Origin of the sequence: Bradyrhizobium sp. TM233 (genome assembly GCF_036247965.1) — a bacterium.
Lineage (GTDB): Bacteria > Pseudomonadota > Alphaproteobacteria > Rhizobiales > Xanthobacteraceae > Bradyrhizobium > Bradyrhizobium ottawaense.
In genome coordinates this window covers 608,675-622,495 of sequence record NZ_BTIG01000003.1, presented here as the reverse complement: position 1 = coordinate 622,495, position 13,821 = coordinate 608,675, and the positions used below count along the sequence as shown (strand labels likewise).

Sequence of the window (13,821 nt, the reverse complement as noted above, 5' to 3'; positions counted from 1 at the left end):
CCACGACAGTCTCTGGAATACCGGATCGCCCGGGCAAGCCGGGCGATGACACCTGAGTGTTGGGCGAACAGCGCGTTGTTCAAAACCAGCGCGCAAGCCCACCCTCACTTCTCCGCCAGATAGACCTCGCCCAGCAGCGACGAGTTCGACCACGGCACCTGCTTGTTCTTGGTGCTCGAGACCACCTCCGCCCGCACCCGCGTCAGCATCTGCTGCACCTCCAACCCCGGGGTGCCGAGATGGCGAGACAGCGCGGCGGAGAACGGCGAATTCGCGCCTTCGCCGTCGAGCGCGACCTGGCCCGGCGCGGTCGCGAATGCGATCAGCGTGCCGGCCCCTAACGTCGCGCCGCTGCCGAGGCTCGTCGGTGCAGCGAGACCCGAAGCGCCCTCGATGCCGCGACTGCTGCCGGCGGATGCGACCTGCTGCGCCATGGGATTGTTGCGGCAGGCATCGAAGATCAGGATGTTGGTGCGAACCTGGTCGTCGAGGCCCGCCATGATCGTGTCCATGTCGATCATCGCCTCGGTCATATCAGTGCCGGGCTTGAGTTCGACGTCGACGGGAATGAGGTAGTTGCGGCCGTCGACCTGGACGCCATGGCCGGCATAATAGACCACCGCAACCTGCGCCCGCGCGGCCTCCCGCAAGAAGTCGCGCGTCATCTTCTGCATCGCGGCGCGGTCGAGATCGACGCCCTCGGACACGGTGAAGCCGATGTCGCGCAGGCTCTTGGCGACAGCGCGTGCATCGCTGGCCGGATTGGGCAGTGCCTTGACATGCGCATAGGCGCCGTTGCCGATGATGAGCGCCATGCGTGCACCGCGAGCGGGCGAGGGGATCTGCGCTGCGCCCGTCTTTTGCTGCGGGACGGGCGCCGGTGTCGGCTGCGTCGCCGGCGAGGGCGCATCGCGGGGGATCGGGGCGCTCGTATCCGTCACCAGCGACAGCCGCACCTTTGCGGTGGCTTGGCTGGCCTTGCTGCCGGCGTCCGACGCCACGATCGCGAGCGCCGCCTTGTAGTTCTCGCGCGCGCTTGCGTAGTCGCCCTTCGCTTCATAGGCCAGCGCGCGATGGGTGTAGCCGGAGATCAGCACGCTGTTCGGCGGTGTCATGATGTTGGCCGGCGGCTTGTCCCTGGCGAGCCGGATCGCCTCGCTGCCGTCGGCGATGGCGCGATCGAGATCGCCCTTGGCGCGCCAGATCGCGGTGCGGTTGATCAGCGGCTGGGGCAGCGAGGGGTCTAAGCGGATCGCCTGGTTGATGTCGGCGAGCGCGCCGTCGTAATCGCCGAGCGCCTCCTTCGAGATGCCGCGGTTCTGGAATGAGAACGCGGATTTCGGATCGGCCTTGATCACGGCGTCATAGTCGGCGATCGCCCTGGCGTAGTTGCCCTTGCCGCGCCAGGCGTTGCCGCGATTGTGGAAGATGATGCCGCTGGGCGGTCCGAGTTTCAGCGCGTCGTCGAAATCGGCGATCGCGATATCGTAGTCGCCCTTGTCGTAATAGGCCGAGCCCCTGAGATTATAGGCCGCCTGGCTCGGCTGCAGCCGGATGGCCTCGGTGACGTCGGCGATGACCTTGCTGTAGTCGCCCTTCTTGTTCCAGCCGACCGCGCGCCAGAAATAGATCGTCGCGAGTTGCGGGCCCTTGAACACCTTCAGCGCGACGATCTTGTTGCAGGCGTCGATCATCTGATCCGCCGGCGTGGTGTCGGTGGTGCAGAGCGGCCCAAGCTGGTTGCGCGCCTGCGCGACAGCGGGCGCGGACCACAGGGTTACGGCGAGCAGGCTGAGCGCGACGAGCAGGCGGCGCATGGCGATGGCCCCATCGGAGAGAAGCGCCTGTTTGTTGCCCGGCGGGGTGCAGGGGTTCACGCCTAGCGGCGGCGCGAACGGTGGGGAGACGCCTTGATCCTCTATTCCCTTAGTGGGCAGATTTTGCTAGGAGGCGAAGCCCAACTTTTCTGCCCACCGCGTCCCACCCATGAAAAACGACGAAATTCTGAGCCAAATCACCGAGTTCTGCCGCAAGGCGGACATGGCGGAATCGACGTTCGGCCGGCGCGCGGTGAACGATGGGAAGCTGGTGCATCGCCTGCGCGAGGGCAAGCGCATCACCATCGATACGCTGGACCGGATCCAGGCCTATATGGCGGCATCGATGGCCGGCGGCGTGCCGCCGCCGCGCGGGCTTCAGGTGCCGCCCGAAAAGCGCGATCCACGCGGCAATTTCCGTTTCTTCGAGAATCGCCAGAAGTACCTGCTGTTCGTCCACACCTGCAGCGAGAAGCGGGTGGTCGCCGACAGGGTCGCACTGGAGCTTTCCTCCATCCATCCGCGCCCGCCGGCCTTGCGCGTGTTCGACGCCGGCGTCGGCGACGGCACGGTGCTGGCGCGGGTGCTGCGCGCGACGCATCAGCGCTACCCGCACATGCCGTTCTACGTCGCCGGCAAGGAGCTCAGCCTCGAGGACCTGCGCCTGACGCTGGAGAAGGTGCCGGACCGCATTTTCGAGCATCCGGCGTCGGTTTTCGTCTTCACCAACATGTTCTACTCGGAGGCGCCCTGGCTCACGCCGTCATCGCCTGCGGCGGCGGCTGCGACCGTCTGGCACGAGGTCCCGCTGCGGGGCGCCTCTTCAGGTGAGTTCGAGCAGCAGATCGCGGAGCTGAGACCGTTCCTGGAGCAGAACTGGCGCGCCGCGATCAGCCCACGCACCGCCATGCCGCTGTACGAACGGCCGGTCGTCCTAGTGCTCTATCGCGAGGACCACAGATTTCTGCTGGATTCGACCATTCCGCGGCCGGGCCAGACCGAGGCCAATTTCGACCTCGTCATCGCATCCCAGCCCTACCGGGCCCTGTCCTCGGTCAACTTCCGGGCCAAGCGGATCATCGCCCCTCTGGCGCGGGCGCTTCGGCCGGGAGGCCGGCTGATCGGAATCCACTCCCATGGCCAGGATCCGGGCATGGAAATGATCCAGGCAATCTGGCCCGGAGAAAATCCTTTCGCTGTGAGCCGTCATGAGCTATTGCGCGCCGTTAAGTATGAACTTGGTTCGTTGGGCCGCGACTTAAATTTTAATGCATATGCGGATAACCGCTCGATCTTCAGGTATGATATGGAAGCGCTGCCCAACGAGGTAACCGGCACCATCGGAACCTCGACAGCCTTTGCAGCGTGGAATGCGGCGGTGTATGTCGCTCAGATTGAGGACGACCGGTTGACAGAAATGACTCAAAACGGCCGCACTCTGGATGCCGCCAGGGACGTGCTGCGGAAGTACAATGGGCTCTGGTTTCTCGACGAATCCTACGTCATCTCGCGCCGGCGTGATTGACACCATCCACAGGTAAACATCGCAAACGCCCGCCGGTTTAGCGGCGGAACAAGGGGTTACTGATGCGCGCGTCCTATCTCTTCACCAGCGAGTCCGTGTCCGAGGGCCATCCGGACAAGGTGTGCGACCGGATCTCCGACGAGATCGTCGATCTGTTCTACCGCGAAGGGCCCAAGGCCGGCATCGACCCCTGGCAGATCCGCGCCGCCTGCGAGACCCTGGCGACCACCAACAAGGTGGTGATCGCCGGTGAGACCCGCGGTCCGAAGTCGGTGACCAACGAGCAGATCGAGGGCGTCGTCCGGGGTGCGATCAAGGACATCGGCTACGAGCAGGAAGGCTTCCACTGGAAGACCTGCGACATCGAGATCCTGCTGCATCCGCAGTCGGCCGACATCGCCCAGGGCGTCGATGCGCTTCAGCCGGGCGAGGTCAAGGAAGAGGGCGCGGGCGACCAGGGCATCATGTTCGGTTACGCCACCAACGAGACGCCCGATCTGATGCCGGCGCCGATCTTCTACGCCCACAAGATCCTGCGCCTGATCTCCGAAGCCCGTCACTCCGGCAAGGAGAAGGTGCTCGGTCCGGACTCCAAGAGCCAGGTCACCGTGCAGTACGAGAACGGCAAGCCGGTCGGCGTGCGCGAGATCGTGGTCTCGCATCAGCACCTGGTCGAGGACATCTCGTCCAAGCAGATCCGCGACATCGTCGAGCCCTATGTGCGCGAGGCGCTGCCGAAGGACTGGATCACGCCGAAGACGATCTGGCACATCAACCCGACCGGCAAGTTCTTCATCGGTGGTCCCGACGGCGACTCCGGCCTGACCGGCCGCAAGATCATCGTCGACACCTATGGTGGCGCGGCCCCGCATGGCGGCGGCGCGTTCTCCGGCAAGGATCCGACCAAGGTCGACCGCTCGGCGGCTTATGCCGCGCGCTACGTCGCCAAGAACATCGTTGCCGCCGGCCTTGCCGACCGCTGCACGCTCCAGCTCGCCTACGCCATCGGCGTGGCGCGTCCGCTGTCGATCTACATCGACACCCACGGCACCGGTAAGGTGCCGGAGGAGCAGCTCGAGAAGGCGGCGGCGCAGGCGATGGATCTGACGCCCCGCGGCATCCGCAGCCATCTCGACCTCAACCGCCCGATCTACGCGCGCACCTCGGCCTACGGCCATTTCGGCCGCACGCCCGACAACGAGGGCGGCTTCTCCTGGGAGAAGACCGACCTCGTCGAGCAGCTCAAGCGCGCACTCTAAGTCACTTGCGTCATTCCGGGGCGCCGCAACAGCGGCGAACCCGGAATCTCGAACTGCTGGTTTCCGGGTTCGCTCGTTTCACGAGCGTCCCGGAATGACGAGCCAAACAAACAGGAACCCACTATGAACGCGAAGCCCGGCTTCACCGATTACATCGTCAAGGACATTTCGCTCGCCGATTTCGGCCGCAAGGAGCTCTCGCTGGCCGAGACCGAGATGCCCGGCCTGATGGCCACCCGCGAGGAGTACGGCCCGAAGCAGCCGCTGAAGGGCGCGCGCATCGCCGGCTCGCTGCACATGACGATCCAGACCGGCGTGCTGATCGAGACGCTGGCGGCGCTCGGCGCCGACATTCGCTGGGTCTCCTGCAACATCTATTCGACCCAGGACCACGCCGCCGCGGCGATCGCAGCCGCCGGCATTCCCGTCTTCGCCGTCAAGGGCGAGACGCTGAAAGACTACTGGGACTACACCGCCAAGCTGTTTGACTGGCACGGCGGCGGTCACCCGAACATGATCCTCGATGACGGCGGCGATGCCACCATGTACGTCCATCTCGGTCTGCGCGCCGAGAACGGCGACACCGCCTTCCTCGACAAGCCCGGCTCCGAGGAAGAGGAAGTCTTCTTCGCGCTGCTGAAGAAGCAGCTCAAGGAGAAGCCGAAGGGCTACTTCGCCGCCATTGCCAAGAGCATCCAGGGCGTTTCCGAAGAGACCACCACGGGCGTGCATCGCCTCTATGACATGCAGAAGGCCGGCACGCTGCTGTGGCCCGCCATCAACGTCAACGACAGCGTCACCAAGTCGAAGTTCGACAACCTCTATGGCTGCCGTGAATCGCTGGTCGACGGCATCCGCCGCGGCACCGACGTGATGATGTCGGGCAAGGTGGCGATGGTCGCGGGCTTCGGCGACGTCGGCAAGGGTTCGGCGGCCTCGCTGCGCCAGGCCGGCTGCCGCGTCATGGTGTCGGAAGTCGATCCCATCTGCGCGCTGCAAGCGGCGATGGAGGGCTACGAGGTCGTGACGATGGAAGACGCCGCTCCCCGCGCCGACATCTTCGTCACCGCCACCGGCAATAAGGACATCATCACCATCGAGCACATGCGCGCGATGAAGGATCGCGCCATCGTCTGCAACATCGGTCACTTCGACAACGAGATCCAGATCGCGGGTCTGCGTAACCTGAAGTGGACCAACATCAAGCCGCAGGTCGACGAGATCGAATTCCCCGACAAGCACCGCATCATCATGCTGTCGGAAGGCCGCCTCGTGAACCTCGGCAACGCGATGGGCCATCCGTCCTTCGTGATGTCGGCGTCCTTCACCAACCAGACGCTGGCGCAGATCGAGCTGTTCGCCAACAACAAGGACGGCAAGTACAAGAAGGAAGTCTACGTGCTGCCGAAGTCGCTCGACGAGAAGGTCGCGCGCTTGCACCTCGCCAAGATCGGCGTCAAGCTCACCGAGCTGCGCAAGGACCAGGCCGACTACATCGGCGTCAAGCAGGAAGGTCCGTACAAGTCGGACCACTACCGCTACTGATCTGCCGGTTCGACCGAGCATCGACGCAAAGCCCCGGAGTGATCCGGGGCTTTGTTGTTTCGGCGCATGGAATTCAACTCGCTTTGCAGTTGCTGCACGGCCGATTGCCAATTGACGGCCAGCGGCGACGGTCCGACAATCCTCGCCGGCGGAGGAAACCATGCAACAAGAACATTTCGACGTCCTCATCGTCGGTGCCGGGTTATCCGGCATCGGCGCCGGCTATCATCTGCAGAGCAAGTGCCCGGCCAAGAGCTACGTCATCCTGGAGGGGCGCGACTGCATCGGCGGGACCTGGGACCTGTTTCGCTATCCCGGCGTCCGCTCCGACAGCGACATGTTCACGCTCGGCTATTCGTTCAAGCCGTGGACCGATCCGAAGGCGATCGCCGACGGGCCGCAGATCCTGAACTATGTGCGCGAGACAGCAAGCGAGAACGGCATCGAGAAGCACATCCGTTTCCGCCATCGCGTCAAGCGCGCGTCGTGGTCGACGCCGGACGCGCGCTGGACCATCGAGGCCGAGCGCATCACGGGCGAGGGCGCGACCGAGCTGGTGCGCTTCACCTGCAATTTCCTGTTCATGTGCTCGGGCTATTACAAATACGAGGCGGGCTATACGCCGGAGTTCAAGGGCGCCGCTGATTTCGCCGGCCGCATCGTCCATCCGCAGAAATGGGCCGAGGACATCGACTACGCGGGCAAGCGCGTCGTGGTGATCGGCTCGGGCGCGACCGCGGTGACGCTGGTGCCGGAGCTCGCCAAGAAGGCGGCGCAGGTCACCATGCTGCAGCGCTCTCCGACCTACGTGGTGTCGCGCCCTGCGCAGGATCCGGTCGCCAACAAGATCCGCCGTAACCTGCCGACGCGGCTTGCCTATCATGTCATCCGCTGGCGCAACGTGATGTGGGGGATGTTCTTCTTCCAGCTCAGCCGGCGCCGCCCTGCGAAGGTCAAGGAGCTGGTCCTCAAGGGCGTGCAGATGGCGCTTGGCCCCGACTACGACGTCGCCACCCATTTCACGCCGCGCTACAATCCCTGGGACCAGCGGCTGTGCCTGGTGCCTGACGGCGACCTGTTCAAGGCGATCCGCGAGCAGCGCGCCTCCGTCGTCACGAGCGAGATCGACACGTTCACGCGCGACGGCATTCGCCTGAAGGACGGCAGCGAGCTTGCAGCCGACATCATCGTGACGGCGACCGGGCTGGTGCTCCAGGTCGTCGGCGGTCTCGACGTCAGTGTCGACGGCCGTGCCGTGGATTTCGCCAACACGCTGACCTACAAGGGCATGATGTATGCCGACGTGCCCAACATGGCCTCGGCCTTCGGCTACACCAATGCGTCCTGGACGCTGAAATGCGATCTCACCTGCGAATATGTCTGTCGTCTCATCAATTACATGGACCGGCACAATTTCCGCCAGTGCATGCCGCACAACGACGACCCCGAGATCACCGCGCAGCCGTCGCTGGACTTCACCTCGGGATACGTGCAGCGCTCGGTTGCCAAGATGCCGAAGCAGGGCTCGAAGCAGCCGTGGCGGCTGTACCAGAACTACGCGCTCGACATCGTCTCCTTGCGCTTCGGCCGGATCGACGACGGCGTGATGCGATATTCCTGATCACGCCGCGGGCTGCATCTATGCCTTGCGCGTAGTGAGCGCGAGGCCAAGGTCGATCGCCAGTGCCAGCACCACCGCCGCACCGCCGAGTCCGAACAGGACCAGATAGTCGCCACCGGTCTGCGCATAGATCCACGAGAACCCGTAGGCCGCTGCCGCCTGGAACAGCGCAAAGCTCGTAGTGGCGTGGCTCCAGGTCGCGCGCTGTTGTTCGGCCGAATGTGGCACGAGCTCGTGGATGCGCCCGAGCACCAGGGGCACGATGCCCGGCGTGAAGCCGCCGACCACAACACTCGATACGATCAGCGAAACCGGCGCGGTGCTGACGGTCGGCAGCAGCACAGCGGCCGCCTCGATCAGGAAGGCCGCGCGCAATGCCGGTCCAAACCCGGACCGGTCACCGAGATGGCCGGTGACGAGCGGACCGACGATCGCGCCAAGGCCGTAAAGCACCCAGTAGTGCGATCCCGCGGCAATTCCCTGGCCAAGGCCGCGCGCCACGAAGTCGACGATGAAAACCATGTGCGGCACCAGCGCCACCGCGTTGAGACCGTACTGGACCAGCAGCGCACGGGCGGCGGGCGAGGCTCGATGGGGCTTTGCCTGATGCGAAGGAGCCGCATTGCCCTTGGCGTCAGTAGGCCAGTTCCACCAGCTCGCGAACGTGAGGACGGCCGAGAGCGCGCCGAGGCCATACCAGCTCTGCCGCAGGCCCTGTTGCAACAAGAGAGGCACCAGCGTGCCCGATGCTGCGACGCCGAGGCCGACGCCGGCGAAGATCACGCCGCCGACGATGCCGCGCCGTGCGGGTGAGGTGTGAGGCAGAATGACGGAAGCCGCCAGCACCATGATGATGCCGCCGGTGAGACCTGACAGAAAGCGCCAGGCGAAGAACCAAGTGAACGATACCGGCGATGAGCTGGCGAACAAGGAGAGGGTGGCCAGCAGCATCATCGTTCGCAGCGCAGGGACCGCGCCGATGTGCGAAGCGACAGCCCGCGCGGCGAGCGCGCCGGCGAGATAGCCGGCAAGGTTCGCCGCACCGAGATAGACGACGTCTGATGCGCTGAACCATTTTGCCGCGATCAGGGCCGGGATCAGCGGGGTATAGGAAAAGCGGGCGAGGCCAAGGCCGACCAGTGATGCGGACAATCCTGCCACGGCATATCGCCAGGTTCTTTGGGACGTTGACCCTGAGTTTGATCCCGGCTGCGGGTGCAGCCGGGTCTCGACCTGTTGCTTCATATCTGCGTTGGTCATGTCATCCTCCTGCGCTCAATGGCGCGCGGATCATCCGGTCTGGGCGCGGCGCCGCCGGAATTCCGGCACGGGCAGGCCGCCCCAGCCCCAATTGTCGGTGTCGACTTCCTCGATCACGACGAAGGTCGAATCGAGCGGCTTGCCGAGCACGTCGAGCAGCAGCTGGCTCGATCCCTTGATCAGCGCGGCTTTCTCCTCCGCGGTGAGCGACGCCGCTCGCGGCGTCGTTCCTTCGCGGGTCACCTGGATTGTGACGATGGGCATTGTGGCCTTCCTCTCACGCTCAGTGGCCGGCGCTCTGGCCGCCGTCGACATGCAGGATCTCGCCGGTGACGAAGGAGGCGCCCTCGAGATAAAGGACGGCACCGACGATGTCGGACATCTCGCCCATGTGGCCCACGGGGTGCAGTGCGTTGAGCTGGGCATGTGTCGCGGCCGGGTGCATCGGCGACTTGATGATCCCTGGCGAGACCGCGTTCACGCGAATGCCGCGCCTGGCGTATTCGATCGCCAGCGACTTGGTCGCGGCGTTCAGGCCTCCCTTGCTCAGCGAGGCCAGCACCGAGGGGACGTTGGAATTGGCCTGATCGGTCAGCGTGGTCGTGATCTGGACGACGTGACCCGAACCCTGCTTCTCCATCTCGGCGATGGCGAGCTGCGTGATGTGGAAGAAGCCCGCGACGTTGGTGCCCATCACCGCCGCGTAATCCTCGGCCGTGTACTGCGTGAACGGCTTTGCGACAAAGATGCCGGCATTGTTGACCAGCGTGTCGACGCGCCCGAAGCGGGCGACGGCCTGCGAAACCACACGCTCGGCGGTGCTCCGGTCGGCGATATCGCCCGCCACGGCGAGGACGTCGTCGTCACCCGACGGCTTGATGGAGCGTGCGGTTGCGACGACGCGGTAGTTGCGATCGCGAAAACCCTGGACCAGGGCGGCGCCGATGCCCTGCGAAGCACCGGTGATGATGGCGACTTTCTGCTCGATACCCATGACGGGCTCCTGTTGTTGACCTTCAGAACCTGCGCCAGCACTCAGCTGGCTTGCGTCATGAGGTACGCCGCGGTAGCCCGGCCGCGAAGACACGCCGTCCGGCAGACACTCTTTCGCGGCGCGTACGAATGCCGGGTCGGCGCCTGGCGACGGTTGTCGCCGCGGAGGGGAACGCCTAGCCTGCGGCCGGAATCTGAAAGGGGCGGCGGGTAGGCATGGATCGTCTGGATGCGATGAAAGTGTTCGTCCTTGCGGTGGACGAGGGCAGCTTGGCTGCCGCCGGCCGCAAGCTCGGCCGCTCGCCGGCGGCGGTGAGCCGCGCCATCGCCTTTCTCGAGGATCGGGTCGGCGCCGAGCTGCTGCATCGGACGACGCGCTCGATCAAGCTCAGTGAGGAGGGGGAGCGCTATGTCGTGATCTGCCGCCGCGTGCTCACCGAGCTGGAGGAGGCCGACGACATCGCGGCCGGACCGCGCTCGGCGCCGCGCGGCCTGCTCACGATCACCGCTCCCGTGGTGTCGGGCGAGATGGTGTTGCGGCCGATTCTGGATGCGTTTCTCGATGCCTGTCCGACGGTGTCAGCCAAGCTGTTGCTGTTCGATCGCGCGGTCAATCTGATCGAGGAGGGCATCGACATCGCGCTTCGCATCGGTCCCCTCGCGGATTCGGCGATGGTGGCAATGCGGGTCGGCGAGATCAGCCGTGTGGTCGTGGCAGCCCCACGCTATCTGAAGCAGCATCCCCGCCTCAATGAGCCCGGCGATCTCGCCAAGCATCAGATCGTGGCGATGGCGCATCTGCCCAATTCCTGGACCTTCGCGCCGCAGGCTGATGGCTCGGTGCCGCGTACGGTCCAGTTCACGCCGCGTCTCATCGTCAACAGCACCTACGCGGCCGTAGCCTCCGCCGTTGCCGGCCGCGGCGTCGCGCGGATGTATTCGTACCAGGTGGCCGAGCAGGTTGCGCGCGGCGAGCTCGAGATCGTTCTGGCCGGCGAGAAGGATCCGGAGATGCCGGCGCACCTGATTTGCCCGCAGGGCCGGCTCTCCGTGCCGAAGGTGCGGGCCTTCACCGACTTTGCCGTGCCGCGGCTGAAAAAGCACTTTGCGCAGCTCAAGAAGAGCGTCGCTGCACGCTGAGCATCGCGGCCGCCAATGCGTTGTTTTGCGTATTCGGTCATCGGGGTGAATCGGCCACTCTGTCCAAACGGTTAACGTCGGATTAACCGCGGACTCCTAGCCTGTCTCGGCCGGGGTTACTCGCAAGGCCGAGGTGAGCCCAATGGAAGCCCAGAAGATCGCGGTCGACGCCCTCGTCGCGCTGACCGATTGCGACCGCAACGCTGTCGTTGCCTTTATCCGCCAGCTCTATCTCGCCGGGGTGACCGACCCCAAGCGTTTGACCTTCAAGGGTCTGCAGGCGCTGTCGCGGGCGTGAGCGGCTGGGTTTCGGCGGGCCATCCCTGTGCTCTCGCCAGTGTGACCGCAACGCAGCGGTGAATATATTGCCGCTCGGCCTGGCTCAAGGTAGATGACGTCCTCAGCTAAGTCTCTGGGGAACGGGGGTATGCTGAAGCAGCTTTTTGCACCGCAACTTGTCGTCCTTTATGTGCTTGCGGCCTCGACGATTTACGTTCACTTCCGCGGCAAGCAGCGACTGCGCTTTGCGCGCCAGCTCGGCGATCACTCGACCTACCTCGCGCCCTACAATGTGCTGATGTATGCGGGCTCGGCGGTGCCGAACAAGCCGGTAATCCCGGTCGAGCAATTTCCGGAGTTGAAGCCGCTCAGTGCGAACTGGGAGACGATCCGCGACGAGGCCGTGCGCCTGTTCGACGAAGGCTTCATCCGCGCGGCCGCGAAGAACAACGACTGGGGCTTCTACTCGTTCTTCAAGAGCGGCTGGAAGCGCTTTTACCTGAAATGGTATGACGACTTCCTGCCCTCGGCGCGGACGCTGTGCCCGAAGACGGTGGAGCTGCTCAATGCGATCCCGAGCGTGCACGGCGCGATGTTCGCGATGCTGCCGCCGGGCGGCAAGTTAGGGGCGCACCGCGATCCCTTCGCCGGCTCGCTGCGCTACCACCTCGGGCTGGTCACGCCGAACTCCAGCAAGTGCCGCATCCTGGTCGACGGCGTCGAATGCGTCTGGCGCGACGGCGAGGCCTTCATGTTCGACGAGACCTTCATCCACAGCGCCGAGAACGCGACCGACGTCAACCGCATCATCCTGTTCTGCGACGTCGAGCGCCCGATGAAGTACGGCTTCATGACCGCGGTCAACCGCTGGGTCAGCCGTCACATCGTCAAGGCGTCGGCGACCCAGAACGTCGACGGCGAGAATGTCGGTATGCTCAACAAGGTGTTCGGCAAGCTCTATGAGATCCATCTCGCCAGCCGAAAGGTCAAGGCATGGAATCGCAACGTCTATTACACGCTGAAATACTCGCTGACCGCGCTGGTCCTCGGCTTGATCGTGTTGTCGGCGTTGTGGTGACGTAGATGCGTGGGGTGGATTAGCGAAAGCCTAATCCACCATTCGGTGCATCGGCAATTGACGCCACGTGATGTGGCGCGATGCGTTGGCGGATTGCGCTCCGCTGATTAGCGGATTGCAGCGAAGCAGGCTGTCAGCACCGTCTAGTGATGGTGTTTGTGCCCTGCAGAGCTATCAGGGCGCTGGTAGCCTCGCAGCTCTGCGTATCGTTGCATTTGGCTCTGATCGAGCAAGGCCGCGGTCGATAAATGATACTTGAGGTGGCTCTCGCGGAGCCGGCCCTGCGTTTCCGAAATGGCAACGATGGTTGCCTTGAGCGACTCCGGCGTCACGGCGCGGGCGGAGAACAGGTTGTCCAACTCCCTCTCTTGCTCGACGAGCTTGTTGCCCAGCGGGACCGTCTCTTGCTTCATCGAATCGAAGAGGTGCTGAATCTCGGCGCGCTGATCCGCGGTCAGCTCGAGGCGATCACCGAGCTCGAGAACGTGGCTGGGGCCGGGATATCCATTGAGCTCAGCGGCAAGCGCGAGGCCCATACCGCGTCCGCTCTGGAGATCGTCGATCTGCTGGTGCGACAACGCCTTGACGGGACGCTGCTCGAGGCCCGCATAGGGTTTGCTGGACTGCGCGCTGGCAGCGTTGCAGGTGACCACAAGCGTGGCCGCAAGCAGGAGAAGGCGTCTCATGAGTCTGGCTCCATGAAATCAGGCCGGCTGGTCGATCGATCTCCACCGGGGGGCTCTCGTGGTCCACATCTTGCTGGAAGGTCTCTCCCATGGCAACAAAGCTTGCCGTGATCGAGGTGCCGAAGATGGAGCAGGTGATGGCCCTCTTGCCGACCGCCGACAGCGAGACGAAGCAATTCTTCCTGGCGTGGCTGGAGACCTTCGCCGGCTACGTCCGCGAGGTCGACTACGCCTCGGCGCGGCCGCTCTTCCATCCGGATGTGCTTGCCTTCGGCACGCATAACGATGTCATCCCTGGCCTCGACCAATGGGTCACAACGCAATGGGACAACGTCTGGCCGAAGACGAGCGACTTCCGTTTCGTCGTCGACCAGACCTCGATTCTGGCATCTCCCGACGGCACGATGGCAACCGTGATCGCGCCGTGGACGAGCACGGGCTATCATCCCGATGGCAGCGCGTTTGCGCGGCCCGGGCGAGCGACCATGATCTTTTCGAGGGATGGCAATGGCTGGCTATGTGTGCATTCGCACATGTCGCTCAATCGCGGTGTGCCGCAGGCAAGCCACGCCAACCGGCCGGTGAAGGCCTGGTAGATGCGATCCGAATAGAAAAGGC

The 13,821-nt window shown here is 64.5% G+C and carries 13 protein-coding genes; 8 read left to right on the top strand and 5 right to left on the bottom strand.

The window, feature by feature from the left end; genetic code table 11:
• Positions 1-104: 104 nt before the first annotated feature.
• Complete coding sequence (locus tag AABA86_RS10050) at positions 105-1,817, bottom strand: caspase family protein (RefSeq protein ID WP_338306593.1); 1,713 nt, start codon at positions 1,815-1,817, stop codon at positions 105-107.
• Between the two features lie 169 nt (positions 1,818-1,986).
• Here AABA86_RS10050 and AABA86_RS10045 point away from each other — a divergent pair, with 169 nt between their 5' ends.
• The 4 genes from AABA86_RS10045 to AABA86_RS10030 all read left to right on the top strand — a co-directional run bounded on the left by AABA86_RS10045 (position 1,987) and on the right by AABA86_RS10030 (position 7,767).
• On the top strand, positions 1,987-3,342 hold the full coding sequence (locus tag AABA86_RS10045) for a hypothetical protein (protein ID WP_212250627.1): 1,356 nt from the start codon (positions 1,987-1,989) through the stop codon (positions 3,340-3,342).
• Positions 3,343-3,404: 62 nt separating this feature from the next.
• On the top strand, positions 3,405-4,601 hold the full coding sequence (gene metK, locus AABA86_RS10040) for a methionine adenosyltransferase (protein ID WP_028143345.1): 1,197 nt from the start codon (positions 3,405-3,407) through the stop codon (positions 4,599-4,601).
• 123 nt (positions 4,602-4,724) lie between these two features.
• Positions 4,725-6,146 (top strand): adenosylhomocysteinase, encoded by a 1,422-nt coding sequence (ahcY, locus tag AABA86_RS10035; RefSeq protein ID WP_338306592.1) that lies wholly within the window; start codon positions 4,725-4,727, stop codon positions 6,144-6,146.
• Between the two features lie 160 nt (positions 6,147-6,306).
• Positions 6,307-7,767: a flavin-containing monooxygenase gene (locus AABA86_RS10030; protein WP_338306591.1), complete on the top strand. Its 1,461-nt coding sequence runs from the start codon at positions 6,307-6,309 to the stop codon at positions 7,765-7,767.
• A gap of 18 nt (positions 7,768-7,785) precedes the next feature.
• On the opposite strand, the gene AABA86_RS10025 is transcribed toward AABA86_RS10030, so the two are convergent.
• From AABA86_RS10025 to AABA86_RS10015, 3 genes are read right to left on the bottom strand one after another with little or no spacing between them, the layout of a single operon-like run.
• Positions 7,786-9,027: a YbfB/YjiJ family MFS transporter gene (locus AABA86_RS10025; protein WP_445083455.1), complete on the bottom strand. Its 1,242-nt coding sequence runs from the start codon at positions 9,025-9,027 to the stop codon at positions 7,786-7,788.
• Positions 9,028-9,057: 30 nt separating this feature from the next.
• Complete coding sequence (locus tag AABA86_RS10020) at positions 9,058-9,291, bottom strand: tautomerase family protein (RefSeq protein WP_338306589.1); 234 nt, start codon at positions 9,289-9,291, stop codon at positions 9,058-9,060.
• A 19-nt stretch (positions 9,292-9,310) separates the two neighbouring features.
• On the bottom strand, positions 9,311-10,021 hold the full coding sequence (locus tag AABA86_RS10015) for an SDR family NAD(P)-dependent oxidoreductase (protein ID WP_212250617.1): 711 nt from the start codon (positions 10,019-10,021) through the stop codon (positions 9,311-9,313).
• A gap of 215 nt (positions 10,022-10,236) precedes the next feature.
• Between AABA86_RS10015 and AABA86_RS10010 the strand changes: the two genes are divergently transcribed.
• The 3 genes from AABA86_RS10010 (at position 10,237) to AABA86_RS10000 (ending at position 12,517) form a co-directional block, all read left to right on the top strand.
• The gene (locus AABA86_RS10010; protein ID WP_338306588.1) at positions 10,237-11,160 is read left to right on the top strand and encodes a LysR family transcriptional regulator; all 924 of its coding nucleotides are present in this window, start codon (positions 10,237-10,239) and stop codon (positions 11,158-11,160) included.
• Between the two features lie 142 nt (positions 11,161-11,302).
• Complete coding sequence (locus AABA86_RS10005; RefSeq protein ID WP_212250613.1) at positions 11,303-11,458, top strand: hypothetical protein; 156 nt, start codon at positions 11,303-11,305, stop codon at positions 11,456-11,458.
• Positions 11,459-11,587: 129 nt separating this feature from the next.
• Complete coding sequence (locus AABA86_RS10000) at positions 11,588-12,517, top strand: aspartyl/asparaginyl beta-hydroxylase domain-containing protein (RefSeq protein WP_212250611.1); 930 nt, start codon at positions 11,588-11,590, stop codon at positions 12,515-12,517.
• A 143-nt stretch (positions 12,518-12,660) separates the two neighbouring features.
• Here the strand turns inward: AABA86_RS10000 and AABA86_RS09995 are convergent, their stop codons facing one another.
• A complete protein-coding gene (locus AABA86_RS09995; RefSeq protein ID WP_338306587.1) occupies positions 12,661-13,203 on the bottom strand; it encodes a Spy/CpxP family protein refolding chaperone in 543 nt (180 codons plus the stop codon).
• A gap of 137 nt (positions 13,204-13,340) precedes the next feature.
• On the opposite strand from AABA86_RS09995, the gene AABA86_RS09990 reads away from it, so the two are divergent.
• The gene (locus AABA86_RS09990) at positions 13,341-13,799 is read left to right on the top strand and encodes a YybH family protein (RefSeq protein ID WP_338306733.1); all 459 of its coding nucleotides are present in this window, start codon (positions 13,341-13,343) and stop codon (positions 13,797-13,799) included.
• Positions 13,800-13,821 lie beyond the last annotated feature (22 nt).

Bases quoted from the DNA above. Each gene is read 5' to 3' on its own strand.
- AABA86_RS10050 (WP_338306593.1), bottom strand. From the start codon at position 1,817: ATGCGCCGCCTGCTCGTCGCGCTCAGCCTGCTCGCCGTAACCCTGTGG.
- AABA86_RS10045 (WP_212250627.1), top strand. From the start codon at position 1,987: ATGAAAAACGACGAAATTCTGAGCCAAATCACCGAGTTCTGCCGCAAG.
- metK (WP_028143345.1), top strand. From the start codon at position 3,405: ATGCGCGCGTCCTATCTCTTCACCAGCGAGTCCGTGTCCGAGGGCCAT.
- ahcY (WP_338306592.1), top strand. From the start codon at position 4,725: ATGAACGCGAAGCCCGGCTTCACCGATTACATCGTCAAGGACATTTCG.
- AABA86_RS10030 (WP_338306591.1), top strand. From the start codon at position 6,307: ATGCAACAAGAACATTTCGACGTCCTCATCGTCGGTGCCGGGTTATCC.
- AABA86_RS10025 (WP_445083455.1), bottom strand. From the start codon at position 9,027: ATGACCAACGCAGATATGAAGCAACAGGTCGAGACCCGGCTGCACCCG.
- AABA86_RS10020 (WP_338306589.1), bottom strand. From the start codon at position 9,291: ATGCCCATCGTCACAATCCAGGTGACCCGCGAAGGAACGACGCCGCGA.
- AABA86_RS10015 (WP_212250617.1), bottom strand. From the start codon at position 10,021: ATGGGTATCGAGCAGAAAGTCGCCATCATCACCGGTGCTTCGCAGGGC.
- AABA86_RS10010 (WP_338306588.1), top strand. From the start codon at position 10,237: ATGGATCGTCTGGATGCGATGAAAGTGTTCGTCCTTGCGGTGGACGAG.
- AABA86_RS10005 (WP_212250613.1), top strand. From the start codon at position 11,303: ATGGAAGCCCAGAAGATCGCGGTCGACGCCCTCGTCGCGCTGACCGAT.
- AABA86_RS10000 (WP_212250611.1), top strand. From the start codon at position 11,588: ATGCTGAAGCAGCTTTTTGCACCGCAACTTGTCGTCCTTTATGTGCTT.
- AABA86_RS09995 (WP_338306587.1), bottom strand. From the start codon at position 13,203: ATGAGACGCCTTCTCCTGCTTGCGGCCACGCTTGTGGTCACCTGCAAC.
- AABA86_RS09990 (WP_338306733.1), top strand. From the start codon at position 13,341: ATGGCCCTCTTGCCGACCGCCGACAGCGAGACGAAGCAATTCTTCCTG.